The sequence below is a fragment of the Paracoccus versutus genome, from assembly GCF_029909795.1.
In the GTDB taxonomy this organism is placed as follows: Bacteria; Pseudomonadota; Alphaproteobacteria; order Rhodobacterales; family Rhodobacteraceae; genus Paracoccus; species Paracoccus versutus.
Window position 1 is genome coordinate 1028322 of record NZ_CP038196.1, and the last position, 25237, is coordinate 1053558.

The 25237-nt window shown below is 70.1% G+C and carries 20 protein-coding genes and 2 tRNA genes; 3 read left to right on the forward strand and 19 right to left on the reverse strand.

Annotated features, from left to right (window positions below; genetic code table 11):
- The first annotated feature begins 82 nt into the window (after positions 1-82).
- On the forward strand, positions 83-1357 hold the full coding sequence (locus tag E3U25_RS05035) for a lytic murein transglycosylase (RefSeq protein WP_114534940.1): 1275 nt from the start codon (positions 83-85) through the stop codon (positions 1355-1357).
- A 437-nt stretch (positions 1358-1794) separates the two neighbouring features.
- Here the strand turns inward: E3U25_RS05035 and E3U25_RS05040 are convergent.
- The 14 genes from E3U25_RS05040 to E3U25_RS05105 all read right to left on the reverse strand — a co-directional run bounded on the left by E3U25_RS05040 (position 1795) and on the right by E3U25_RS05105 (position 17251).
- Positions 1795-1870: transfer RNA gene (locus tag E3U25_RS05040), tRNA-Phe, on the reverse strand.
- A gap of 76 nt (positions 1871-1946) precedes the next feature.
- Positions 1947-2096 carry a DNA gyrase inhibitor YacG gene (locus E3U25_RS05045; protein ID WP_036753846.1) on the reverse strand — a complete coding sequence of 50 codons (150 nt, stop codon included), beginning with the start codon at positions 2094-2096 and terminating at the stop codon, positions 1947-1949.
- Complete coding sequence (locus E3U25_RS05050) at positions 2093-3154, reverse strand: ribonuclease E/G (RefSeq protein WP_116221036.1); 1062 nt, start codon at positions 3152-3154, stop codon at positions 2093-2095. Before E3U25_RS05050 ends, E3U25_RS05045 begins: the two co-directional genes overlap by 4 nt.
- Complete coding sequence (locus tag E3U25_RS05055) at positions 3151-3783, reverse strand: Maf family protein (RefSeq protein ID WP_116221035.1); 633 nt, start codon at positions 3781-3783, stop codon at positions 3151-3153. The genes E3U25_RS05050 and E3U25_RS05055 overlap by 4 nt, the downstream gene beginning before the upstream one ends.
- A 26-nt stretch (positions 3784-3809) precedes the next feature.
- Positions 3810-4028 carry a translation initiation factor IF-1 gene (gene infA, locus E3U25_RS05060; protein WP_010397442.1) on the reverse strand — a complete coding sequence of 73 codons (219 nt, stop codon included), beginning with the start codon at positions 4026-4028 and terminating at the stop codon, positions 3810-3812.
- A 584-nt stretch (positions 4029-4612) separates the two neighbouring features.
- On the reverse strand, positions 4613-5785 hold the full coding sequence (locus tag E3U25_RS05065) for a FliM/FliN family flagellar motor C-terminal domain-containing protein (RefSeq protein ID WP_116221034.1): 1173 nt from the start codon (positions 5783-5785) through the stop codon (positions 4613-4615).
- A gap of 59 nt (positions 5786-5844) precedes the next feature.
- On the reverse strand, positions 5845-8502 hold the full coding sequence (locus E3U25_RS05070) for an ATP-binding protein (RefSeq protein ID WP_116221033.1): 2658 nt from the start codon (positions 8500-8502) through the stop codon (positions 5845-5847).
- Positions 8492-8734 (reverse strand): hypothetical protein, encoded by a 243-nt coding sequence (locus E3U25_RS05075; protein WP_036753854.1) that lies wholly within the window; start codon positions 8732-8734, stop codon positions 8492-8494. The genes E3U25_RS05070 and E3U25_RS05075 overlap by 11 nt, the downstream gene beginning before the upstream one ends.
- Before the next feature lie 8 nt (positions 8735-8742).
- The gene (locus E3U25_RS05080) at positions 8743-9105 is read right to left on the reverse strand and encodes a response regulator transcription factor (RefSeq protein ID WP_036753857.1); all 363 of its coding nucleotides are present in this window, start codon (positions 9103-9105) and stop codon (positions 8743-8745) included.
- A 75-nt stretch (positions 9106-9180) separates the two neighbouring features.
- The gene (locus E3U25_RS05085) at positions 9181-10467 is read right to left on the reverse strand and encodes a helix-turn-helix transcriptional regulator (protein WP_036753860.1); all 1287 of its coding nucleotides are present in this window, start codon (positions 10465-10467) and stop codon (positions 9181-9183) included.
- Positions 10468-10473: 6 nt separating this feature from the next.
- Complete coding sequence (locus E3U25_RS05090; RefSeq protein ID WP_036753863.1) at positions 10474-11148, reverse strand: response regulator transcription factor; 675 nt, start codon at positions 11146-11148, stop codon at positions 10474-10476.
- A complete protein-coding gene (locus E3U25_RS05095; RefSeq protein ID WP_116221032.1) occupies positions 11145-12578 on the reverse strand; it encodes a LapD/MoxY N-terminal periplasmic domain-containing protein in 1434 nt (477 codons plus the stop codon). Before E3U25_RS05095 ends, E3U25_RS05090 begins: the two co-directional genes overlap by 4 nt.
- A 146-nt stretch (positions 12579-12724) precedes the next feature.
- Positions 12725-15847 (reverse strand): efflux RND transporter permease subunit, encoded by a 3123-nt coding sequence (locus tag E3U25_RS05100; RefSeq protein WP_116221031.1) that lies wholly within the window; start codon positions 15845-15847, stop codon positions 12725-12727.
- Positions 15848-15883: 36 nt separating this feature from the next.
- Entirely contained in the window at positions 15884-17251 is a 1368-nt protein-coding gene (locus tag E3U25_RS05105; protein ID WP_116221030.1) for an efflux RND transporter periplasmic adaptor subunit, read from the reverse strand.
- Positions 17252-17494: 243 nt separating this feature from the next.
- On the opposite strand from E3U25_RS05105, the gene E3U25_RS05110 reads away from it, so the two are divergent.
- Positions 17495-17568: transfer RNA gene (locus E3U25_RS05110), tRNA-Gly, on the forward strand.
- A gap of 180 nt (positions 17569-17748) precedes the next feature.
- On the opposite strand, the gene guaD is transcribed toward E3U25_RS05110, so the two are convergent.
- The 4 genes from guaD to xdhA are packed head-to-tail and all read right to left on the reverse strand — an operon-like array spanning position 17749 to position 23508.
- Positions 17749-19026, reverse strand: coding sequence for a guanine deaminase (guaD, locus tag E3U25_RS05115; RefSeq protein ID WP_116221029.1), 1278 nt, complete (start codon positions 19024-19026; stop codon positions 17749-17751).
- On the reverse strand, positions 19014-19757 hold the full coding sequence (xdhC, locus tag E3U25_RS05120; protein ID WP_116221028.1) for a xanthine dehydrogenase accessory protein XdhC: 744 nt from the start codon (positions 19755-19757) through the stop codon (positions 19014-19016). The genes guaD and xdhC overlap by 13 nt, the downstream gene beginning before the upstream one ends.
- The gene (gene xdhB, locus E3U25_RS05125) at positions 19754-22066 is read right to left on the reverse strand and encodes a xanthine dehydrogenase molybdopterin binding subunit (protein ID WP_036753880.1); all 2313 of its coding nucleotides are present in this window, start codon (positions 22064-22066) and stop codon (positions 19754-19756) included. Before xdhB ends, xdhC begins: the two co-directional genes overlap by 4 nt.
- Complete coding sequence (gene xdhA / locus E3U25_RS05130) at positions 22063-23508, reverse strand: xanthine dehydrogenase small subunit (protein WP_116221027.1); 1446 nt, start codon at positions 23506-23508, stop codon at positions 22063-22065. Before xdhA ends, xdhB begins: the two co-directional genes overlap by 4 nt.
- 117 nt (positions 23509-23625) lie before the next feature.
- On the opposite strand from xdhA, the gene E3U25_RS05135 reads away from it, so the two are divergent.
- Positions 23626-24522, forward strand: a complete 897-nt coding sequence (locus tag E3U25_RS05135; protein ID WP_116221026.1) for a LysR family transcriptional regulator — start codon at positions 23626-23628, stop codon at positions 24520-24522.
- 3 nt (positions 24523-24525) lie between these two features.
- Here E3U25_RS05135 and E3U25_RS05140 read toward each other — a convergent pair whose 3' ends face one another.
- Positions 24526-25224, reverse strand: coding sequence for a class I SAM-dependent methyltransferase (locus tag E3U25_RS05140; RefSeq protein ID WP_116221025.1), 699 nt, complete (start codon positions 25222-25224; stop codon positions 24526-24528).
- Positions 25225-25237 lie beyond the last annotated feature (13 nt).

Genomic DNA, 25237 nt, shown 5'->3' on the forward strand with positions numbered 1-25237 from the left:
CTTGCCGCCGCGGGTTTTCCGGCTTTCGGCGCGGGAAAACGGACGCTAGGCTAGGACAAAAGGCTCGACCAAGGGGACAGGAATGCGGCTTTCATTGCGACTTTCGGCAACGCTTACGGCCATGGCTCTGCTGCTTGGCGGCTGCGCCGGCCAATATCCCGGCGCGGGCGTTCCCCAGCAAAGCCAGGAGATCAAATGGGGCCGCTACCAGAACCCGCCGGCCGAAAAGGTCGCCGGGCTGCGCAACTGGGTCGAAGGCTTCAAGGCCAGCGCCCGCGGCCAGGGCATCAGCGACAGCACGCTGGAGTTCGCCTTCCGCGACGTGACCTACAACCCCGAGGCGCTGCGCCGTTCGCAGAACCAGGCCGAGTTCAAGAAATCCCTGTGGGAATACCTGGAGAACGCGGTTTCGGAAAAGCGCCAGACCAACGGCCGGGCGGCGCTGGCGCAATATGGCGGCGTGCTGAGCCGGATCGAGGCGACCTATGGCGTCGACAAGGAGGTCGTCGCAGCGGTCTGGGGCATGGAATCGACCTATGGCGAGCGGCGCGGCGACCTGCCCCTGATCGAAAGCCTGGCCACCCTGGGCTATGAGGGCTATCGCGGCGCCTTCTTCCGCAGCCAGCTGATGGCGGCGCTGAAGATCCTGCAATCGGGCGACATCGACCCCGGCCACATGACCGGCAGCTGGGCCGGCGCCATGGGCCACACCCAGTTCATCCCGACCACCTATCTCAGCTTCGCGGTCGATTTCACCGGCGACGGCCGGCGCGACATCTGGTCGAACGACCCGTCCGACGCGCTGGCCTCGGCCGCGAACTACCTGGCGAAATCGGGCTGGCAGCGCGGCCTGCCGGCGGCGGTCGAGGTCACTCTGCCGCCCGGCTTCAACACCGCGCTGGCCGGCAAGGGCAAGCGGCGCAGCGTCGCGGAATGGCAGTCGCTGGGCGTGCGCCAGGCCAACCAGCGGCCGCTGCCGCCCGCAGGCACCTCGACCGAGCTGATCGTTCCCGGCGGTGCCTCGGGCGCGGCCTTCCTGATCACCCGCAACTTCCACGCCATCCTGCGCTACAACAATGCCGACAGCTATGCGCTGGCGGTGTCGCATCTGGCGGACCGGCTCAAGGGCTATCCGGGGTTGGCCAATCCCTGGCCGGCCGACCATCCCGGCCTGCGCATCGAGCAGCGCAAGGAGATGCAGCGCCTGCTGACGGCCCGCGGCTTCGACACGCAGGGGGTGGACGGCAACGTCGGCTCGAACACGACCAGCGCCATCCGGGCCTATCAGGCCTCGCGCGGGCTGCCGGTGACGGGCGAGCCCTCGGCCGCATTGCTCGAGCAGTTGCGCCGCGGCTGACGAATGCCGGAAACGGCCGGGCCGGCGCCACCCTGCGCCTGCCCGGAACGGCTTCCGCTTGCCGCCAGACCCCTGCGGAAAGCGGTCGGCGCCCCTGTTCGCAGGTCTCGGCCGGGACTTCCCCCTTCCGCCGGCGCGGTCCCGAGGTCGGGGTCTGCGATGTCAGGTTGGGGGGCGGCGCCAGCCTCGTGCGGTCTCGGGGCCAGCGTCGGATCGCCGAGTTTATCGGCCGTCCCGATTACCTTGCATGACGCGCTGCACGGCCGTTCAGGACGGCTTCTGCTGGTGTCTCGCGGCCTTGTTGGGTCTATCCGTCCTCTTCCGCGTCCTAGATCTTCGTGTCAAACGACAGCAGATGAGGGGCTTTGTGTCACTCTTGCGCCACGAAAGCGCCAAGAAACGCCTTGAAATTATCGCTATTCTTTCAAGAAGTTAAATGGTGCCCGGAGGCGGATTCGAACCACCGACACGCGGATTTTCAATCCGCTGCTCTACCAACTGAGCTATCCGGGCGCCGAGCGTCTTGCTTCGGACTGGCGCGTTGTTATGGCAGGGCCGCTCCGCTGTCCAGAGCCAAAAAACAAAATTTTCACTCTTCCCTGTCATTATCCGGCACCCGCTCGCCGGGAATGCGGTAGTCGCCGCGCAGCCAATGCGCCAGGTCCACATCCGCGCAACGGCGCGAGCAGAAGGGGCGATAACGCTCGGCGGCGGGCTTGCCGCAGATCGGGCATTTCATGCCATGTCCTCCGGCCGGGCAAGGCGCGCCAGCGGCACGCGGTCGCGCTTGCGGCTGATCTCGTAAAGCCCCATCGCGGTCCAGCCGATCAGCACCGTCTCGGCCGGGTCGGGGCGGAAGGCGGCGCGCAGCACCTGGTCCAGCGTGCCTCGATCGCGCTTGGGCATGGGCGCGAAATCCACGACGATCTGGCCGCCAAGACCGCGCAGCCGCAATTGCCGCGACAGGTCGCGCGCCAGGGCAATATTCGCCTTGAGCCCCGCCGCCGGCGAGTGGTCGCTGCCGGTGTTGACGTCGATGGCGACCAGCGCGCGCAGCGCCTCGATCTCGGCCCAGGCGCCGCCGCCCAGGTCCAGCCGCGGGCGCATCAGTTGCAGCGCCGCCGCCTCGGCCCCGGTCGCCTCGAAGGCATCGGGCCCGTCCTCGACGGCGTCGGGCGCCGGGTCGGCCCAATCCTGCCAGGCCTGTTCGGCGGGCTCGGGCGCGTCGAGCAGCAGCTCGGGTGCCCCCTCGCAATCGGCCGTGACGGCTTGCGCCAGCTCAAGCAGCTGCCCAAGCTCGGCCGCGATCTCGTCCTCCTCGGCCGTGGCCGCGACGGAGCGAAAGACGATGCCGGGCGCATCCTCGCGGCCGTCCAGGGCGGATGAACCCAGGCGCACCAGCCCCTCGCGCAGCGCGGCGTCGCGAATCCGGCGCGAGACGTTCACGCCGGGCGCGCCGGGCGTCACGATGACGTGCCGGCCGCGGAAATTCAGCCGGGCCGAGACCGGGACCGCCTTGCCGTCCTCGGCGCAGCCGCTGACCTGGACCAGCAGCGACTGGCCCTCGCGCAGCCCCGAGCGGTCGCGCAGGAAGCCGCGGGCGCCGTTCGGCAGGCGCAGGAAGACGCCGCCCTGGCCCTTGACCAGCCGGTCCACCCTGGCGCGGCAGATCGCGCCGGGGGCAAGCGGGGTCGCGCCCGCCGGATCGACGATCAGATCCTCCAGCCGGCCGTCCTGCATCAGCGCTGCCGCATCGCGGCCGAAGATCCGTCCCAGGACGATCTGGCGTCCCTTCATGTCGTTTTTCCTTGGATTCCGATGGCGGCCAGAAGGGCCGCGGTTTCGGCCAGCGGCAGCCCGACGACGCCGCTGTAGGAGCCCTGCATCCAGATGGCAAAGGCCGAGGCGTGGCCCTGGATGGCATAGGCGCCGGCCTTGCCCTGCCATTCGCCGGTGGTGAGATAGGCTTCGATCTGCGTGGCGGTAAGGGGGCGGAAGCGGATCGCGGTGTCCACCAGCCGTTCGCGCAGCCGCCCGCCATGGGCCAGCGCGACCGAGGTCAGCACCCGGTGCCGGCGACCCGAGAGCAGCTGCAGGAAGCGCCGCGCCTCGGCGACATCGGCGGGCTTGCCCAGGATCCGGCGCCCCGCCACGACGGCGGTGTCGGCGCAAAGGACGGCGTCCTCGGCCCGGCCGGCAAGCGCTGTGGCCTTTTCGCGCGCCATGCGCCGGACATAGTCGCGCGGGTTTTCGCCGCGATGCGGGGATTCGTCGATTTCCGCCGGCAGGATCCTGTCCGGCACGATGCCGATCTGGGCCAGCAGTTCCAGCCGGCGCGGACTGGCCGAGCCGAGGATCAGCGCCGGCGCGGCGGCGCTTTGCGGCGGGGACTGGGCAGCGCCCCGCAGGTCTTGCGGCGCCGTCATCCTAGGCTCCCGGACGGTCGGCGGGCTTACTTGAAGCGGTAATTGATCCGCCCCTTGGTCAGGTCGTAGGTGTTCATTTCCACCTGGACCTTGTCGCCGGCGAGGACGCGGATGCGGTTCTTGCGCATCTTTCCTGCCATATGCGCGATGATCTCATGGCCGTTCTCTAGCTCGACCCGGAATGTCGCGTTGGGCAGGAGTTCCTTCACGACACCGGGAAATTCGAGCATTTCTTCCTTGGCCATGTTCTCTCCTGTAGGATGACCCGCGCCTTGGGCGGGCGCAAGCTACATGCGTCCAGACGGGCGGTTTTTCAAGGGGAATCTGGACCTGGGCGGGCTTTCCTGGGCCGGATGGCCTGTCAGCGCGGCTATTTCGCAGAAAAGTTGCGCGATTGCGGCTATAGGGGCGAGGCTGCGTCGGATGGGTCGACCGGCCTTGACCATGGCCGACATCTGCTTGGCGGTGCGAAGGGGGATCGGGTGGCCAGGATCCGTGAGCGGTAGTCGGCCGGGGCTGCGCGCCAGGGTTATCCCCCTGAGCAACAGCGGCTCCGGCTCGGCAGCGCGGAATGCGCCGGGCGGCCAAGATCCGCCAGCGGCCATGGGGCAGGGCTGTGCGACGACAGGTCATCCAGGCTTGACCATGGTGGGCAGCGGCTGGGCGGTGCGGGGGTTATCATGTGGTCAAGATCCGCGAGTGGCAATCGGCCGGGGTCGTGCGCCAGGATCATCTCCCTGACCAATGGCGGTTCTGGCTCGGGGCTGTGGAATGCGCCGGATGGCCAAGATCCCTGAACGGCAATTGAGCAGGGTTATGTGTCGGTGGTTCATCCGGTGCTGACCATGGGCGGCAGCGGCTCGGCGGGGCGGAAGGCATCGGGGTGGTCGAGATCCGCGAGCGGCAATTCGGCCTGATCGGCGGGCGTCATCCCCTCGGGCGGCGGGCCGAAGCCTTCCGCCCGCCAGCCGTCCTGCGCGGGCGAAGGGGTGGCGGGCGCCGCGTCCTGGCCGATGTCGCGCAGGCGGACGGCGTGGAACCCGTCCTTTTCGCCCAGCCGTCCGCGGGCCAGCAGCTGGCCGCGCGCGGTTTCCACCCTGGCTTCGTCCAGCACGTTCTGCGGCAGGGGCAACAGCGATCCGGGTGTCAGGCTGCGCAGTTGGTGCAGGCTCAGCCTGCGGCGGCAGAGAATGCCGGCCAGCCGCACCGGCGCCTGCTGCACCGGCCCGGCCAGCGTTGCCGGCGCGGGCGGGGTCCCGGCCGGGACGGGCAGTTGCGCCCGGTTCCCGGCGCCGGGCGAAGGCGGATCGGCAAGCGTCCCCGGCTCGACCGGCAGGGCGATCATCAGCCGGCCGTCGCGCTGCCCGCCGCTGCCCAGGCGGAAGCGGAAGTCCAGCCGCGCCATCTCGCCCTCTTCCAGCATCAGCAACAGCGGGCGGGGATCGTCCAGATAGGTCGCATAGCGGAAGGCGCCGAAATCCGGGCAGCCCGGCTGCGCCGCGCATTCCCGGCCCAGTTCGGCCAGAAGCGCATTCACGAAATCCGCCGAGATCGCGGCATCCGTTCGCGTCGGCTTGCGCGGCGGCGCGGGGCGCGAGGTCACGCGGCCGATCGCCTGCATCTCGATCAGCGCGGCCAGCAGGTCGGGGCAGACTGCGACCACGCCAAGCGCGTCGCGCCGCCCCCCGATCACGGCCAGCAAGGCGCGCTCGGGCAGGAGTTCGGGCAGTTCGGCCGGCACCATGCCCGAGCGTTCCACCTTTTCGACAAAGACCGGCAGGCGCAACTGCTTCTCGGCCGCGCGGGCCAGGGCGGTGGCGGCGGCACGCTCCAGCCGGAATTCGGCGACCTGCCGGGCCGAGGGGCCGGCCGCCGCGCGGGCCCGGTCGCGTTCGGCGATCAGGCGGCGCAGCACCTGGCCGGGGGCCGGGGCGGCGGACCCGTCCCGATCCGCCCCGGCCTGTCCGGGGTCGTCCGACTGTTGCCTTGCTACGCTTTCCATTGCGGCCCGAATCGATGCTGCCTTTGGCGCAAGATGGCACGGACTGGTTGCCGAAAGGTTTAACCCGTCGCATTTTCGGCATTTTCCGCCCGGCGCGGCGGGCGGGGCGGCAGCGCGATGCGAAAGCAGGCGCCGCCCTGGCCCGGCAGATAGCTGATCGAGCCGCCAAGGAACCCCATGATTTCCTTGCAGATCGCCAGTCCCAGCCCGGCGCCGCCGGCGCGCGAGGGATCGTCCAGCCGGGCGAATTTCTCGAAGATCAGCGCGCGATTCTCGGGGCCGATGCCCGAGCCGTTGTCGTGGATGTCGATCTCGGTCCCGCCCTGGGGGCTGCGGCGGGTGTCGATGCGGATCGCCGGCTCGCCGGCGTCGCAATATTTCCGCGCGTTCGAGATCACGTTGATCAGCACCTGCAACAGCCGGTCGGGGTCGGTGATGACCGGCAGATGCTCGGCCAGGGGGTTGCGGCGGATGGCGAAGTCGCGTCCCGCGGCGCTTGCCCCGCCCGCGGCCAGCGCGCGCTCGATCAGGTCGTGCAGGTTGACGACGCCGGGCTTCAGCTGCGCCCGGCCCGATTCCAGCACCGAGATGTCCAGCAGGTCGTCCAGCAGCCGGGTCATGCGGGCGGCCTCGTCCTGGATGATCCCGGCAAAGCGGCTGCGGTCGGCGGCGGGCAGGTCCGGCTCCATCAGGATCTCGGAAAAGGCGCGGATTGAGGTCATGGGCGTGCGCAATTCATGGCTGATCTGGCCCAGGAAGGCGTCCTTCTGCGCCGAAAGCACGGTCAGTTTCTCGTTGCTTTCCCGCAGCATGGCGGCGGTCCTGGCCAGTTCGGCCGAGGTCAGCTCCAGCCGGCGGTTGTCCTCGCGCGCGCGGCTGGCCTCGCCCGCGACCTCCATCAGCTCGGCCACGGTGACGGAGCCGCGCCCGCCGACCCGCGCCATCAGCGCCGAGGCGGTGGCCGCGCCCACCGTCCCGGCCAGGTGGCGTTCGAAATCCGCCAGGAAGCGCGGGGTCAGGTCGGGAAGATAGCCGGATTTTCCCTGGCCCTCGGCAGCCTTGCGGAACACCTCGAGCGCGTGGTCGTTGCCCCAGATCCGCCCGGCCAGCGTCAGCAGCGCCTCGGCCTGCACCGCGGGGGCGGTTTCGCTGGCGGCGGCATCGGGGGCGATGGCATGGACGAAGGACAGCGCCTGCAGCCGCTCGGTCGGGTCGGGGAAATCCACCAGCGAGATCAGCACCAGAAGCAGCAGGTTCACCGACAGCGCCAGCAGCACCGCGCCGGCGAAGGCGTCGATCCCCGCCGGAAAGGCCGGCGGCGCAGCGAGGCCCAGCGAGGGCAGGAAGATCGCCCCGCCCCAGATCAGCGCGCCGGCGACGATGCCGGCGATGGCCCCGCGCCGGGTCGCGCCGCGCCAGACCAGCCCGGCGACCATGGCCGGCAGCACCTGCGCCATGCCGGAAAAGGCGACCGTGCCCATGGCGGCCAGCGCCGTGGTGCCGCCGGTGGTGCGGTGGTAAAGCCAGCCCGCGCCGATCACCGCGACGATGGCCAGCCGCCGCGCATTCAGCATCAGCGTGCCCAGATCCTCGCGCGCCTGCGCCGGTTCGGACAGCGCGGTCTGGCGCAGCCAGAGCCACAAGGGCACCAGCCAATGGTTCGCCATCATCGTCGACAGCGCGATGGCGCTGACCACCACCATCGACATGGCCGAGGAAAAGCCGCCCAGGAACACCAGCGCCGCCAGCGTGTCGCGGCCCTGCGACAAGGGCAGCGCCAGGACGTAGAGGTCGGGGTTCGAGCCCCTGGGCAGCAGGTCCATGCCGACCACGGCGATGGGCAGGACCAGGAAGGACATGGCGGCCAGATAGGCGGGAAAGGCCCAGCCGGCCTGGCGCAGGCGGTTCTCGTCGCTGGCCTCGACCACCAGGACGTGGAACATGCGCGGCAGCACCATGACCGCGGCGCCCGACAGCGCGATCAGCGTGAACCAGCGCTCGGGCCGGATCTGCCAGCCCTCGCCCCCGGCCGAGACGGCCATGCGGTCGATGCGCGCCAGCACGTCGGTCGGCCCGTCGGCGATGCCCCACAGCACGAAGGCGCCGACGGCGAGAAAGGCGGCGAGCTTGACCACCGCCTCGACCGCGATGGCGATGACGACGCCGTGGTGACGCTCGTTCGCGGCCAGGTTGCGGGTGCCGAACAGGATGGCAAAGGCGGCCAGCCCGACCGCCACCCACAGCGCGATATTGCCGGGCAGCGGATGGCCGCTGGTGGCGAAGGCCGACAGCGCCATCGAGACCGATTGCAATTGCAGCGCGATATAGGGGGTCGAGGCCAGCACGCCGATCAGCGTCACCAGCGCGGCCAGGGCGGCGGATTTGCCGAATCGGCTGGAGATCAGGTCGGCGATCGAGGTCACGCGATGCAGCCGCGCCACCCGCACCAGCCGCCTGAGCCCCCACCAGGCGCCGGCAAAGACGATGCCGGGGCCAAGATAGATGGTCAGGAACTCCAGCCCCGAGCGGGTGGCGTAGCCGACGGCGCCGTAGAAGGTCCAGGCCGAGCAATAGACCGACAGCGACAGGGTATAGATCACCGGCCGGTCCATCCAGCGCCAGCGGCCGGCCGCGGCGGCGCGGTCGGCGGCATGGGCCAGCAGGAACATCAGCGCGACATAGACCACCGAGGCGGCGCCCAGGGTTTCAGGCGTCATCCTCGTCCTCCGGCTTTGCGCGGCCGATGGCGCGATGCAGGACGGCGGTGGCGGCGATGGTCAGCGCCCAGCTTGCCGCCAGCCAGACCGCGCCGCGCGCATAGCTGAAATATTGCGGCAGCCAGACCGGCGGCAGCACCGCCAGCACCGCAAACAGCACCGGCAGGACGCGGATCGCGTCGCCCAGGCGGCGCTGGCGATAGGCGTCGCGGCCAAGGAACAGGCGGCGCATGCGCGACCTCAGCCCGCGTCCAGAAGCTCGCGCACCATGGCGCGCAGGTCGGCATTGGCAAAGGGCTTGGCCAGCGTCCGGTCGGCGCCCTGCGGCAGGTTGGCCATGCCGCGCGCGCTGAGCAGCAGCACCGGCAGCGCCTGCAGATCGGGATCGGCGCGCAGGTCGGCCAGCACCTCGGCGCCGCTGCGGCCGGGCAGCATCACGTCGAGGATGACCAGCCGCGGCGCCAGCGCGCGGATGCGCTGAAGCGCGTCGCTGCCCTCGGGCCATTGCTCGCATTGCCAGCCCTCGCGCGACAGGATGAAGCGCACCGCCTCGGCGATGCTCGGCTCGTCCTCGATCAGCAGCACATCGACACCTGTGGTCACGGGCGGCCCTCCTGGGGTTTTGCGGCGATCATGCGGGCGGGCGGGGGCGTTGTCAAAATCACGGGGCGCCCCAGATCACACGGGGCCCAGGATCGAGGGCTCGTGCCGCGCGGTGCAGGCGGGGCGCGGGCAGATGCGGCAGGCCGGCCCCACCCCCAGAACCGGCCGGGCGTCGCGGCCGGCGGCGGGGTGGATCAGCATCTGCGCCCGGCTGAGCGCGGGGCCGTCGAAGCCCATGGGCAGCAGCCGCTCGGCCACGGCCCAGGCGGCGAAGCGGTTGCCGTTCGCGGTCTCGATCAGCCGCGCCACCGGCAGCTGCGGCTGGGCCAGCGCCTCGAACAGCGGCCAGAGCGCGCAGCCCTCGCCGGGGCGCGGCAGCTCGAAGCCGGGCGCGGCCAGGCGGAACAGCGTCGCGCCCGAGCCGTCGCAGACCACCAGCCCGGCCTGCGCCCAGGGGCCGGGGCGCAGCATGCCCAGCCGGCGCAGCACCAGGTCCAGCGGCCGTCCCAGCCGCGCGGCGATCAGCGCCGGGTCGTCGGCCGCCTCGCCCGCCCCGTCTACCGCCGCCGCCAGCGCCGCGTCGGGCAGGGCGGCGCGGTCGCGCGCCTGCGCCGCCAGCAGATCCTGCGCCATGGCCCGCGCCGCGTCCGAGGCGAGTTCCGCCGCCTCGGAGGGCTCGGGCTGGCCGGCGGCGATCCAGGCCTCGACCTCTTCCTGCGGCGACATCGGCACCGCCTCGTCCTCGAAACTGTCCAGATAGGCCACCAGCGACTGCGCCGTGCGCGACAGGCGCTGGCTGTCGCTGTCCAGGTTGGCATGGAAGCGGTCGCGCCATTCCGGCTCGATCTCGGGCGTTTCGGCCAGGATCGAGGCGGTCGAGCGCAATGCCGTCACCGCCGACTGCACCTCGTGCAGCGTGGCCAGAAGATAGGGGTCGCGGGTCATGCGGTCCGACAGCGCGACCAGCCGCCGCTCCAGCGCATCGGCGCGGCGCGCCGCCCCGGCCAGCGCCGAGGCCCAGCCGGGAAAGCGGGCGGCGAATTCGGCGATCTGGTCCAGCTCGACCGGGGCGCCGGGCTGGTCGGCGGCGCGGGCCGCCGCCTCGCGCAGGGCGCCGACCAGCGCCTCCTCGCGGTCCGAGGCCAGTTCGGTCGCGTCGATCTCCAGCGCCTGGGCCAGCCGCGACAGCAGCTCCTCGCCCACCGGGCGGCGGTTATGCTCGATCAGGTTCAGATAGGCGGCCGAGATCTCGGCCCGCCGCGCCACCTCGGTCTGGCGCCGGCCAAGCGACAGGCGGCGCTCGCGGATGCGGGTGCCGATCAGGGGGCGGGCGACGGGATGGCGGGGCAAGGAACGTGGCATGATGGCTCAGATCCCGTCGCGGGTCTCCTCCAGGTGGCGGATCGCCTTGACGACCAGGTCGGCAAAGCTTTGCGCCGACAGCTTGTCCTTGAGCGTCTGGCTGACGTTCGAGACGGTCTTGTAGCTGATGTTGGCCCGCTCGGCGATCTCGCGATAGCTCAGCCCCTCGGCGATGGCGCGCAGGATGTCCAGCTCGCGCGGGGTCAGGCGCGGGCGGGGCGGGGTGGCGCCGGGCCGTTCCAGCAGGGCGATGCGGCGCGCCAGGTCGGCCGGGACGTAATCGCCGCCGCCCGCCACCGCGCGCAGCGCCTCGCAGATCTCGTCCGAGGGCGAATCCTTCATGATGATGCCGTTGCAGCCGGCCTGCAGCGCGCGCCGGGCGACCAGCGGGCTGCGATGCATGGTGAAGACCAGGATCGGCTGGGTCGCGCCCGCGGCGCGCAGCCGCTCGATCAGCCGGGCGCCGGCCAGCTTGGCCTCGCCCATGGTCAGGTCCACGACGATCACGTCCGGCGCCTGCCGCCGCCAGGCCCGCCAGCCCTGCGAGGGGGTGGCGGCGGCGATCACCTGGCAATCCAGGCGGCCGCGGGTGATCCATTCCCAGCCCTCGGCCACGACCGGGTGGTCGTCCACGATCAGCACGCGCAGGGGCTTGGGCGGGGCAAGGGCGGTTGCGTTCATCGGGCTGGTCCTTGGTCGGTCGGGCAGGGCAGGTGGCATTCGGTCAGGGTCCAGCCGCCCTCGCGCCGGGGCGGCCGGTAGCGCCCGCCAAGCGCGCCGGCGCGGTCGCGCATCCCGGTCTGGCCCAGCCCTGCCTGGCCCAGCCCTGCCTGGCCCAGCCGGGCGCGGTCCTGCGCCGGGGGGCCGCCGCCGTCGTCGGTGACGTGGGCGGTGATCCCCTGGCCCTCGCGCGCCAGCCGGACCCGCACCCTGGCCGGCGCGGCATGGCGCAGCGCGTTCAGCACGCTTTCGCGCACGAAGCGGTAAAGCGCGATCCGCCCGGCCTCGCCCGGCTCGGGCAGGTCCGGCGGGCAGTCGAGCGTGATGGCGGTATCGGGCGCGATCTCGGAAAATTCGATCAGCAGCTCTTGCAGCATCTCGGCCAGGCTCGCGCCCTCGGCCGGGGCCAGGCGCAGGTCGTCGATGGCGGCGCGGGCGCTTTGCCGGATCGCCTGGGCGTGGCGCGAGACGGCGGCCAGCGCCTCGGCCAGCGCCGGGTCGCTGGCGGTTTCGGCGGCGCGGCCGGCCTGGCCCACGGCCGCCTGCAGCGCGAAGAGCTGCGGGCCGATGCCGTCGTGCAGGTCGCTGGCGATGCGGGCGCGCTCGGCCTCGGCCAGGGTCAGCATCCGGCCTTGCAGGCGGCGGTTCTCGGCCCGCTCGGCGGCCAGGTGGGCGGCCAGCGCGTTGACCCCCTCGGTCAGCGTCGCCAGTTCCGCCAGCCCGGTCTGCGGCGCGGGATGGTCCAGGTCGCCCGCCCGCATCCGGCCAAGCGCCGCACCCAGCAGCCCCAGCCGCCGCAGCACCAGCCCGGTGATCGCCATGGTCACGCCGATCGCCGCCAGCGCCATGGTGGCCAGCAGCGGCAGGATCAGCCGGAAATCGGCCCAGGCCTCGGCGATCTCGTCGCGGGGATCGCTGCGGATCTCCAGCACGCCGAGCACATTGGGATATTGCGCGATGGCGATCAGCTCGCGCTGCGGCTCGGGGCGGATCAGCGCGGCGAACCATTCCGGCACCCGCTCGGGCGGCAGGCGCGGCGGCAAGGCCAGCGCGACCGGCTGGCCGGACGCATCGCGCAGCTCGGCCGACAGGTGGCGCTGCGCCTCGATCTCGGCGGCGATGCGGGCGGCCTGCTCCATCATGTCGCGCCGCTCGAACGAGGTGGGCAGGTGCAGCGTGGCAAAGGCATTGGCGAGGCGAAAGGCCGAGCCGGTCTCGTCGCTGACCGAGCCGCGGGCATTGAGGATCAGCACCGAGGCGACGATGGCGCACATCGCGAGCCAAGCCAAGGCCGAGCCGCCAAGCGCCAGAAGCCGCAACGCCACGCCATGCGGCCGCCCGCGCCGGGCAGGCGCGTCATCGGCAGCCGCGATGTGGCTGGTTGCGTCCATCTTTCTCCCTGCCGCCGGCGGCGGCTCCTCGGGGAAAGACTAGGATGCGGATCGGGGCGGGGCAAGCGGGCTGCGGGGGCAAAGCGAAAGGGCCGGGGCGCACGCGTGCTGGCCCCGGCCCCCCTGTCGTTTCCCGCGACCCCGGCTCAGGCGCGCGAGCCGGCGGGCTCGGTCGGTTCGGGGCGGCCGAGCGCGCGGCGCACCAGCACGAAGAACAGCGGCACGAACAGCACCCCCAGCACCGTGGCCGAGACGGTGCCGCCCAGCACCGTGGCGCCGATGGTGTTGCGGCCGTTCGCGCCGGCGCCGGCGGAGAGCACCAGCGGCAGCACGCCCAGCGAGAAGGCGACCGAGGTCATGATGATCGGCCGGAAACGCTGGCGCGCCGCCTCGACCACTGCCTCATAGAGCGGCTTGCCCTGCTCGGCCTGCTCGCGGGCGAACTCGACGATCAGGATGGCGTTCTTGCCGGTCAGGCCGATCACCGTCAGCAGGCCGACCTGGAAGAACACGCCGTTGTCGAAGCCGCCCAGCCAGGCCCCGACCAGCGCGCCCAACACGCCGATGGGCATGGCCAGCATCACCGCGAAGGGGATCGACCAGCTTTCGTAAAGCGCGGCCAGGCACAGGAACACCACCGCCAACGACAGGCCGTAAAGCAGCATGGTCTGGTTGCCGGCCTGCTGCTCTTCCAGCGAAAGCCCGGTCCAGGCCACGTCGAATCCGGCCGGAAGCTGCCCGGCCAGTTCCTCGATCGCGGCCATGGCCTGGCCGCTGGATACGCCGGGCGCCGGGCTGCCCTGGATCTGCATGGCCGGCACGCCGTTATAGCGGTCCAGGCCCTGCGGCCCATAGCTCCAGCGCCCCTCGGCGAAGTTGGAAAACGGCACCAGCCCGCCCGAGTTGTTCCTGACCCGCCACTTGTCGATGTCGGTCGGCAGCGCGCGCGATTCGGATTCGCCCTGCACATAGACCCGCTTGATACGGCCGCGGTCGATGAAGTCGTTCACATAGCGCCCCGCCCAGGCGACCGAGAGCAGGCTGCCCACGTCGGTCGCCGTGACCCCCATGGCGCCCGCCTTGCGCCAGTCGATGTCGAGGTTGTATTGCGCCGCGTCCTCCAGCCCGTTCGGCCGGGCCGAGGCGATGCGCCCGTCCTGCGCCGACATGCCCAGCAGCTGGTTGCGCGCGTCCAGCAATTGCTCATGCGCCTGTCCGGCGCGGGCCTGCAGGTAGAAGTCGAAGCCCGAGACGTTGCCAAGCTCGATCACCGAGGGCGGCACGATGGGAAAGACCATGGCGTCGCGGATGCCCATCAGCGCCGGGAAGGCGCGCCCGGCGATGGCCTGCACCGATTGCCCGGCGCCCGGCCGCTCGTCCCAGTCCTTCAGCCGCAGGAAGGCGATGCCCATGTTCTGCCCCGAGCCGGCGAAGCTGAAGCCCGAGACGCCGAAGAAGGATTCGACATTGTCGGATTCGTTTTCCGCGAAATAGTGCTGGATCTGGTCGATCACCGCATCGGTGCGCTCGGAGGTGGCGCCGGTCGGGCCCTGGACCAGGACGAACATGATGCCCTGGTCCTCGTCGGGCAGAAAGCCGGTGGGCGTGCGCAGGAACAGGAACACCATGGCCGCGCCGATGCACAGGTAGATCAGCATCATCCGCAGCGGCCGGCGGACCAGCCAGTTCACCGAATTGCCATAGCCCTGCATGGTGCGGTCGAAGCCGCGGTTGAACAGGCCGAAGAAGCCGCGGGTCTTGTGGCCGTGTTCATTGCGCAGCAGCGTGGCGCAAAGCGCCGGGGTCAGCGTCAGCGCCACCAGCACCGACAGGCCCATGGCCGAGGCGATGGTGATGGCGAACTGCTTGTAGATCACCCCGGTCGAGCCGCCGAAGAAGGCCATGGGCACGAAAACCGCCGACAGCACCAGCGCGATGCCGATCAGCGCCCCGGTGATCTGGCCCATGGACTTGCGGGTGGCCTCGCGCGGCTCGAGCCCTTCCTCCTCCATGATGCGCTCGACGTTCTCGACCACGACGATGGCGTCGTCCACCAGAAGGCCGATGGCCAGCACCATGGCCAGCATGGTCAGCGTGTTGATGGTGAAGCCAAGCGCCGCCAGCACGCCGAAGGTCCCCAAGAGCACCACCGGCACCGCCAGCGTCGGGATCAGCGTCGCGCGCCAGTTCTGCAGGAACAGCAGCATGACGAAGAACACCAGCACGATGGCCTCGACCAGCGTCTTGACCACCTCTTCGATCGAGATCAGCACGAAGGGCGTGGTGTCGAAGGGGATCACGTAATCCATGCCCTCGGGGAAGAAGCGGGCGAATTCCTCCATCCGCGCCTTGACCCGCTCGGCCGTGTCCAGCGCGTTCGCGCCCGAGGCCAGGCTGATCGCCATGCCCGAGGCCGGCTGGCCGTTGTAGCGGGCATTGGTCATGTAGTCCTGGGCGCCGATCTCGACGCGGGCCACGTCCTTCAGCAGGATCAGGCCGCCGTCCTGTTCCGCGCGCAGCACGATCTGCTCGAAATCCCCGGGGGTGGAGAGCAGCGATTGCGCGGTGATGGTGGCGTTCAGCATCTGCCCCTGGGGCGCCGGCTGGCTGCCGAAGGAGCCGGCCGAGATCTGCGCGTTTTCCGACGAGACCGCCGCCACCACGTCCGAGGGCGTCAGCTCATAGGCGGCCAGCTTGGACGGGTCCAACCAGATCCGCATGGCATATTGCGCGCCGAAGACCTGGACCGAGCCCACGCCCTCGACCCGGCTGAGGTCGTTGACCAGGTTCGAGATCAGGTAGTCGGCCAGGTCCACCTGTTCATAGCGGTCGTCCGACGAGGTCAGGCCGACGACCATCAGGAAGCCCGAGGCGGATTTCTCGACCGTGATGCCCTGGCGCTGCACCGGCTCGGGCAGGAGCGCGGTGGCCTGCGCCAGCTTGTTCTGCACCTGCACCTGGGCGATGTCGGGATCGGTGCCGGTCTCGAAGGTCAGCGTCGTCGTCGAGGTTCCGGCCGAGGTCGAGCTGGACGAGAAATAGCGCAGCCCGTCCAGCCCGGTCATCTGCTGCTCGATGATCTGGGTGACGGTATTGGCGACCGTATCGGCCGAGGCGCCGGGATAGGTGGCGCGGATCGTCACCGAGGGCGGCGCGATCTGCGGATATTGCGCCACCGGCAGCGAGACGATCGACAAGAGCCCCAGACCCATGATCAGGATCGAGATCACCCAGGCGAAGACCGGACGGTCGATGAAAAAGCGGGCCATGTGCGGTTCCTGTGCTGTTCCCTCGCGGCGTCCGGGTCAGTTCGCCGGCTGTCCGGCGCCGGTCTCGGTTGCGGTCTCTGCACCCGCGCCTTTGGCGGCGGGCTGGTCTGCGGGCTGGTCTGCGGGTTGCTCTGCGGATTCCTCTGCGGGCTGTTCCGCGTTCCCGGCTTCGGGCGCAGGCTGTTCGCCGGCGCTTGCCGGGGCATCGGCGCCCGTCCCGGCTTCGGGCGCAGCGCCCTCGGCGGCCCCGTCTTGCGCGGCTTCGGCTGCGGCGGCCTGGCGTTCCTCGGGGGTCACGGTCATGCCGGGGCCGATCTTCTGCAGGCCCTCGACCACGATGCGGTCGCCGTCATGCAGCCCCTCGCTGACGATCCAGCTGTTGCCCATGTCCTGCAGGATGGTCAGCTGGCGCTGCTCGACGGCGTTGTCGGCATTGACAACCAGCGCGATGGGCTGGCCGCGGCGGTCGCGGCTGACGCCTTCCTGCGGGGCAAGGATCACGTTCTGCGCCGTGGCCTGCTGCACGACTGCCTGGACATACATGCCGGGCAGCAGGGTGCGGTCGGGATTGGCGAAGGCCAGGCGCAGCGTCACCACGCCCGTCGTCTCGTTCACATAGGGCTCGGCGGCGGTCAGCCGGCCTTCCTGGTCGTATTCGGTGCCGTCGGCCAGGCGCAGCGTCACCTTGCGGTCCGACTGGCTCTCGGCGGATTGCGCCGCCATCTCGCGGCGGAAGCGGATCAGCTCGGCCGCCGATTGCGTCACGTCCACATGCACCGGGTCGAGCTTGCGGATCACGGCCAGCGGCGTCGGCTGGCTGGCCGTCACCAGCACGCCCTGGCTGGTCTGGGCCAGGCCGATCTCGCCGTCCAGCTCGGCGCGGATGGTGGTGCGCTCCAGCTCGATCCGGGCGGTCTGCAGCTGCGCCTCGGCGACCTTGACCGCGGCCTCGGCGGAATCGCGGGCGGCGATGGCATTGTCGGTCGTGCTTTCGCTGGCGACGCGGCGGTCGCGCAGGGCGCCCACGCGCTCGGCCTCGCGGCGCGCCGCCTCGGCCTGGGCGCGGGCCTGGGCCACGGCGGCCTCGGCCTGGGCGACGGCGGCCTGGTAGGTGGTGGCGTCGATGCGAAACAGCGGATCGCCGACCTTCACATGGCTGCCCTCGTCGAACAGCCGTTCGGTGACGATGCCGTTGACCTGCGGCCGCACCTCGGCCTCGGCCGAGGCGGTGACGCGGCCGGGCAGTGTGGTGGTCAGGGCCACGTCCTGGGCGTGAAGCGTCACCACGGTGACGGGCGGCGGCGGCATCTGCGCGGGATCCTGCGCCAGGGCGGCCATGGGGGCAAGCCCCGCCGCAAGCGGAAGGATCACGGAAATCGCCATGCGGCGCGATAGCGCGAACATCGTTTTGCTCCGGCTATTTGCTGACGGTTGCATAACGAACAGTTTCGCACGGGATGATCAATCCCAAAACCGTTTCGGACCGCGACGTTGCGCCACCGGCGAAACCCGGCCGCAGGCTGGGGGGGAAGGGGGCCTGCCCGCCGCCCGGCTGCGCTGCCGATGGAGTATTTGGGGAACGAAGAAGCGCCGGGCGCAGATTGGTCTTGCGGCGGCCAGCGCGAGACAGTAAGCAATCCGGGCCTCGCGGGTGTAGCTCAATGGTAGAGCCGCAGCTTCCCAAGCTGAAGACGAGGGTTCGATTCCCTTCACCCGCTCCATCCTTCCAGGCTGGTCATTGTTTTGCCGTGGGATGCGGGGGTTTCCCGTGCCGCGCCCCGTTGCGCAGGCCGCTCCCGGCATGCGGTTGGCTTCGGCAGGTGCGGGTTTCCTGCCTGGGGCGAGGCCGATCCGACCGCCCAAGGCTTTCGGCGGTCGAATCGGCAAAAAGTTGCGCCGGGTCAGCCGAGCATGGGTTTTCCCGCGACATAGGTCTGGGCGATGGCGCGGTCGTCGCCGAGGATCTGCAGGATGAACAGCTCTTCGGCCAGGGTCTCGGCCCGTTCCATGCGCAGCGCCATCGCCGGCGTCGCGCGGCTGTCCAGCACCACCAGGTCGGCGTCAGAGCCGGGCACCAGCGTGCCGATGCGGTCGGCCATGCCGAGCGCCAGCGCATTGCCGCGGGTGATCCAGTGGAAGGCGGCGAGGGGATGCAGCTTCTGGCCGCGCAGTTGGAGGATCTTGTAGCCCTCGGCCAGGGTTTGTAGCATGGAATAGCTGGTGCCGCCGCCGACATCGGTGGCGATGCCGCTGGTCACGCCCGCGGCGCGCAGGCCCGCCTCGTCGAAGAGGCCCGAGCCGAGGAACAGGTTCGAGGTCGGGCAGAACACCGCCCGGCTGCCGGTCTCGGCCATGCGGGCGATCTCGCGCGGCTCGAGATGGATGGAATGGCCGAGCAGCAGCTTGTCCGAGAGCAGCCCGTAGCTTTCGTAGATGTCGAGATAGTCGCGCGCCTGGGGGTAGAGCTGCAGGGTGAAGGCGATCTCGTCGCGGTTTTCCGACAGATGCGTCTGGATGTGGCAGTCGGGATGTTCGCGCACCAATTGCCCGGCCATTGCCATCTGCTCGGGCGTCGAGGTGATGGCGAAGCGCGGGGTGATGGCATAGCGCTGGCGGCCGCGGCCGTGCCATTTCTCGATCAGCCGCTTGCTGTCGTCATAGCCCTGCTGCGGCGTGTCGAGCACCGCCTCGGGGGCGTTGCGGTCCATCATCACCTTGCCGGCGATCATCGCCATGTCGCGCGCCTCGGCGGCCGCGAACAGCGCCTCGGCCGATTGCGGATGCACCGAGCAGAAGGCGACGGCGGTGGTGGTGCCGTGCGAAAGCAGCAGGTCGAGGAACTTCCCGGCCATGAGCGGGGCATGGCCTTGCTGGGCAAAGCGCGATTCCTCGGGGAAGGTATAGGTGTTGAGCCAGTCGAGCAGCTGCGCCCCCCAGCTGGCGATCACCTGCACCTGCGGGAAATGGATATGCGGGTCGATGAAGCCCGGCAGGATCAGGTTCGGGCGGTGGTCGATTTCCGGCAGGCCGGGTTCGCGCAGGGCGGCGTAATCGCCCATGGCGACGATCTTGCCGGCTTCGGTGACGATGGCGCCGTCCTCGTGATAGGCGAAGGCGTCCTCGGTTTCGGCGGGGTCGGCGTGGAAGGAGAGCGTGCGCCCCCGGATCAGCTGTCGCATGGGTATTTTTTCAACGAAGAAGCGGTTTCGATGAGGCGGCCGATGAGCTCGGCGGCGGTGAAGGCGGCGATGATCTCGGGGCGCTTGTCGCGCGAATAGCCCGCGCCGATGGGGCAGGTCAGGCGGTCGGTGTCCAGCCCCTGGGCACGGGCGAAGCGGCGGAACTGCGCCAGTTTCGTCCGGCTGCCGATCATGCCGATATAGGGCGCGTCCATGCGGCGCAGCGCCTCGGCCGCCAGCAGGAAGTCCAGCGCGTGGTCATGGGTGACGATGATGTGGCTGGTGCCGAAGGGGGCGTTGCGGATCTCGGCCTCGGGCAGGGGGGTCAGGCGGGTTTCGCCCGTGGCCTGCCCGAGTTCCCCCATGCGCTGGTCGATCAGGATCGGGTGCAGCGGCAGCAGCGCCAGGGCCTTGGCGAGCGCGCGGCCGACATGGCCGGCGCCGAAGATCAGCACCTGCGGATATTCGGGCCCGGCCGGGGCCTCGGCCACGCGGGTCAGCGAGAGTTCGACCCGGCCGCCGCAGCATTGGCCGATCTCGGGGCCCAGCGGCACGTCCATCACGGCCTGCGCCTCGTCGCGCGCCAGCATCTGCCGGGCGCGGTCGATGGCCATGTATTCCAGCTGGCCGCCGCCGATGGTGCCGCTGAGGCCCTGGGGGGTGACGAACATCGCCGCCCCCTTCTCGCGCGGGGACGAGCCGCGGGTGCGGGTGATCTCGACCCGGATCATGGCCGCAGCCGCTCGATGGCCATCAGCACGCGCTCGGGGGTGGCGGGCGCGTCGATGCGCGGGTTCTCGGCATAGCCGTTGAACGAGGCCACCGCCATGTTCAGCGCCTGAAAGACCGAGATGCCCAGCATGAACGGCGGCTCGCCCACCGCCTTCGAGCGCTTGATCGTCGCCTCGCGGTTCACCGACCAGTCGGCCAGCTGCACGTTGAAGACCTTGGGCCGGTCCGAGGCCAGCGGGATCTTGTAGGTCGAGGGCGCATGGGTGCGCAGCCGGCCCTTCTGGTCCCACCACAGTTCCTCGCTGGTCAGCCAGCCGGTGCCCTGCACGAAGGCGCCCTCGACCTGGCCCTTGTCGAGCGCCGGGTTCAGGCTGCGGCCCACGTCATGGAGCACATCGGCACGCTCGATCACGTATTCGCCGGTCAGCGTGTCGACCGAGACCTCGGAGCAGGCGGCGCCATAGGCGAAGTAGTAGAACGGGCGGCCCTGCCCGGTGTCGCGGTTCCAGTGGATCTTGGGCGTCTTGTAGAAGCCCGCGGCCGACAGCTGGACCCGCGCCAGATAGGCGGTGTTGACGAAATCCTGGAAGGGCATTTCCTCGGTGCCGATCTGCACCGTCTCGCCGATGCTGACCAGTTCCGGCGGCACGCCCTTGGCCTCGGCGGCGAAGGCGGTCAGCCGCTCGATCAGCTGGCGGCAGGCGTCCAGCGCCGCCATGCCGTTCAGGTCCGAGCCCGAGGAAGCCGCGGTGGCCGAGGTGTTCGGCACCTTCTCGGTCGTGGTCTTGGTGATGCGGATGCGGTCGATGCTGACCCCCAGCGCCTCGGCCACCACCTGCGCGACCTTGGTGTTCAGGCCCTGGCCCATCTCGGTGCCGCCGTGGTTCAGGTGGATCGAGCCGTCCGAGTAGATGTGGATCAGCGCGCCGGCCTGGTTGTACCAGGTCGCGGTGAAGCTGATGCCGAACTTGACCGGGGTCAGGGCGATGCCCTTGCGGATCGCGCCGCCCTGTTCCTGGGCGCGGGCGTTCCAGTCCAGCACCGCCTGGCGGCGGGCGTGGTAGTCGCTGCTGGCCTCGAGTTCCTCGAAGATGCGCGGCAGGATCTGGTCCTCGACCTCCTGGTGATAGGGGGTGAGCTGGCCGTTCTCGTAGAGGTTCAGCTTGCGGATCTCCAGCGGGTCGCGGCCGAGGGCATAGGCGATGTCCTCGACGATGCGCTCGGCCATGACCACGCCCTGCGGGCCGCCGAAGCCGCGAAAGGCGGTGTTCGAGCAGGTGTTGGTCTTCATCGGATGGCTGCGCAGTTCCACCGCCGGGTAGTAATAGGCGTTGTCGGCGTGGAACAGCGCCCGGTCCGTCACCGGGCCCGACAGGTCCGAGGACCAGCCGCAGCGGGCGTAGAAATCGGCGTCCACGGCGTGGATCCTGCCGGTCTCGTCATAGCCCACCTGATAGTCGATGACGAAATCGTGCCGCTTGCCGGTGATCGAGAAATCGTCGTCGCGGTCGGGGCGCAGCTTGACCGCGCGCCCGAGCTTCTTGGCCGCCAGCGCCGAGATGCAGGCAAAGGGGTTCATCTGCGATTCCTTGCCGCCGAATCCGCCACCCATGCGGCGCACGTTCACCACCACGGCGTTCGAGGGCACGCCCAGCACATGGGCGACCATGTGCTGCACCTCGCTGGGATGCTGGGTCGAGACGTTGACCACGACCTCGTCGTCCTCGCCGGGGATCGAGAAGGCGATCTGGCTTTCCAGGTAGAAATGCTCCTGCCCGCCGACGGTCAGCCGGCCTTCGATGCGCCGGGGCGCGCGGTCCATTTCGGCCATGTCGCCGCGCTTGAGCTTCAGGGGCTTGGTCACATAGCCCAGCCCGGCGTCGCGGGCGCTGATCGCGTCGATGGCAAAGGGCAGTTCCTCGTATTCCACGCGGGCCAGTTGGCAGGCGCGGCGGGCCTGGTCGCGGGTCTCGGCCACCACGGCGAAGATCGGCTGGCCGTGGAACTGCACCTCGTCCCCGGCCAGCAGCGGCTCGTCGTGCAGGCCGGTGGGCGAGATGTCGTTATGGCCGGGAATGTCCGCGGCGGTCAGCACCAGATGCACGCCGGGGGCCTTGCGCACCGCATCGAGGTCCATCGAGACGATGCGGCCATGCGCCACGGTCGAAAGCCCCAGATAGGCGTGCAGCGTGCCCACCGGCTCCATCAGGTCGTCGGTATAGTCGGCCCGGCCGGTGACGTGCTTTTCGGCGGAATCGTGGATGATGGGCGTATGGGCGGCGCCCTTGACGAAGACGTCCTGTTTCATTCGACCCTCCTCAGGCGGTGGTCTGCGCCCTGCTGTTCAAGCCAGAAGCGGCGGAAGAAGTTGGCGGCGAGTTGCTGGCGATATTCCTTGCTGGCCCGCCAGTCGCTGAGCGGCTGGAAGTCATTGGCGACCGCGCGCGCCGCGGCCTCGAAGGTCTCGGCGGTGAAGGGCTGGCCCTTCAGCGCCGCCTCGGCCTGGGTGGCGCGCTTGGGCGTGCCGGCCATGCCGCCGAAGGCCACGCGCGCGTCGATGATCGTCGCCCCGTCGGTTTCCACCCGGAAGGCGGCGGCCGAGGCGGTGATGTCGGCGTGGTGGCGCTTGGAGACCTTGTAGGCGGCGATCCTGGCCTCGCCCTTCAGGGGCACGGTGATCGCCTCGACGAATTCGCCGGGGCGGCTGTCCTGCTTGCCGTATTCGATGAAGTAATCCTCGACGGGCAATTCGCGGGTGCCCTCGGCGCTGCGCAGCCGCAGGGTCGCGCCAAGCGCGATCAGCAAGGGCGGCGTCTCGCCGATGGGCGAGCCGTTGGCGACATTGCCGCCGATGGTGCCGGCATTGCGGACCTGCCAGCCGCCGATGCGCAGCCAGTAATCCACCGCCTCGGGGAAATGCTGGCGCAGGAAGGGCTCGAACTCGGAATAGGTCACGCCGGCGCCGATGGTGACATGGCCGGGGGCGATCTCGATCCGCTTGAGATCCTGAAGATGGCCGATGAACACCGCCGGAGAGATGTCGCGCAGGAATTTCGTCACCCACAGGCCGACGTCGGTGGCGCCGGCGACGATGGTGGCCTTGGGGTTCTGGGCCAGAACCTGCGCCAGGTCGGCGGCGTCGGCCGGCAGGATGGCACGATCCTCGCCGCGCGCCACCTCGACGCGGTCGCGGGGGATCGCGGCCAGCGCGGCGGTGATGCGGTCGCGCTCGACATTCAGCGCGTCCATGTGCTGCCCGCCGGCCTCGGAAGCCGCGAAGGCCGCCTTCACGATCGGCTCGTAGCCGGTGCAGCGGCACAGGTTGCCTTGCAGCGCGGTCTCGATCGCCAGCATGTCGGGGCGCGGCTCGGACATCCACAGCCCGTAAAGCGCCATGACGAAGCCCGGCGTGCAAAAGCCGCATTGGCTGCCGTGATGCTCGACCATGGCGGCCTGGACCGGGTGCAAGCCCCCGTCCGCGCCGCGCAGATGCTCGACGGTGACGACATGGCAGCCGTGGCACGAGGCCAGGAAGCGGATGCAGGCATTGATCGGCTCGTAATGCAGCCGGCCTTCGTGCAGCCGGCCGACCAGGACGGTGCAGGCGCCGCAATCGCCTTCGGCGCAGCCCTCCTTGGTGCCGGTCAGGCGGCGGTTGAGCCGCAGGAAGTCCAGAAGTGTGTCGCGCGATCCGGCCTCGGTCAGGCGGATCTCGGCGTCGTTCAGAAGAAAGCGCAATTCGTGGCCCATTCGGTCCTCGCTCGCATGGCTGGGTATGGGAAAAGCCTAGATGCGAATTGCTCTTTGCGAAATCTCGGATTGAGCATAAGACTTTCAGCGATTCCTTGAAAGAGGCGGGTTGAGACCATGCCATATCTTGAAAGTCTGCGGGTCTTCGTCCGCGTGGTCGAACTGGGCTCGATCACCGCGGGCGGGCGCGACCTGCGCATGTCGCCGGCCGTCGCCTCGAACCGGATCAAGGATCTGGAGACGCGCTACGGGGTGCGGCTTCTGAACCGCACCACCCGCAAGCTGGTGCCGACCGAGGTGGGGCGGGCCTTCTACGACAATGCCCGCCGGGTGATCGAGACGCTGGACGAGGCCGAGGCGGTGGTCTCGGGCTTTTCCGGCATGCCGCATGGCGCCTTGCGGGTGACGGCGCCCCTGGGCCTGGGGCGGCGGCTGATCGCGCCCCTGGTGCCGAGGTTCTGCGACGAATATCCCGGCGTCGAGGTGCGGCTGCGGCTGTCGGACCGCAACGTCGACATCATCGCCGACGGGATCGACCTGGCCTTCTTCCTGGGCGAGCCGCAGGATTCGGCGCTGAAATGGCGGCGGATCGCGGAATGCCGGCGCGCGCTGGTGGCGACCCCCGACTATCTGGAGCAGCACGGCCATCCCCAGCGCCCCGAGGATCTGGCCGCGCATAATTGCCTGCTGCTGCGCTATCCGAGGAGCCCGGAATACTACTGGGTGCTGGAAAGCCCCGAGGGGCCGCAGAAGCTGCTGGTGAACGGCAAGTTCGACGCCGACGACGGCGACGTGCTGAGCGGCTGGGCGCTGGCGGGCAGGGGCATCGTCAACCGTCCCCGCTACGAGGTGGCCGAGCATCTGGCCGCCGGGCGGCTGGTCGAGGTGCTGCCGGACCATCCGCCGATCCCCTCGCAATTCGGCGTGCTGACGCCGCATCGCCGCCTGCAGGATCCCAAGGTGCGGCTGTTCGCCGATTTCATCGCGCGCGAGGTGCGGGGGGTGTTTGCCTGAGCCCTAGTCCCGCACCCATTCCATGAGGTGCAGATAGGGCGCGCGGCGATAGCGCGCGACGCGCTCGGGATCGCCGCCCTGCGGGGCGGGCTCGTCGAAATGCACCAGCCGCAGCCCCTGCGCCAGCAGCGCCTGCATGTAGGCATGGAAGGGGCGATGCCAGTTGCGGATCAGGATGCCGCGCCAGCTGACCCATTCCGCGCGCTCGTCCAGGTAGTTGTCGATCAGGTAGCCCGTGCCGGGATCGCCGTTCCAGCCGCCCGCCGTGCTGAATGAGTTCAGGTTGGCGACAAGCAGGCTGCCGCCGGGACGCAGGACGCGCCCCATCTCGGCGATGGCGGCGCGGATGTCGTCGATGTCGATGAGCGTCAGGTAGCTGACCACCAGGTCGAAGCCGGCATCGGGCAAGGGCAGGGCCTCGGCGCGGGCCTGCACGTAGCGGCCCTTGTCGTCGCGGCTGCGCGCGGCCTCGATCAGCTTCGGCGTGGGATCGATGCCGGTCGCGGCGATGCCTTCGGCGGCAAGCATCCGGCAGAAACGCCCCTCGCCGCAGCCGACATCCAGGGCGTTGCGAAAGCCGCGGCCGCGGATGCGGGCCAGCATCGGGGCGTCGAGCACGTGGCGGCGCGAGAAATCGCCTTCCTCGCCCATGTCGGCGATCCAGGCCTCGGCGGAATCGTCCCAGCCATTCCCGCGGTCCATGCCTGCCTCCCTC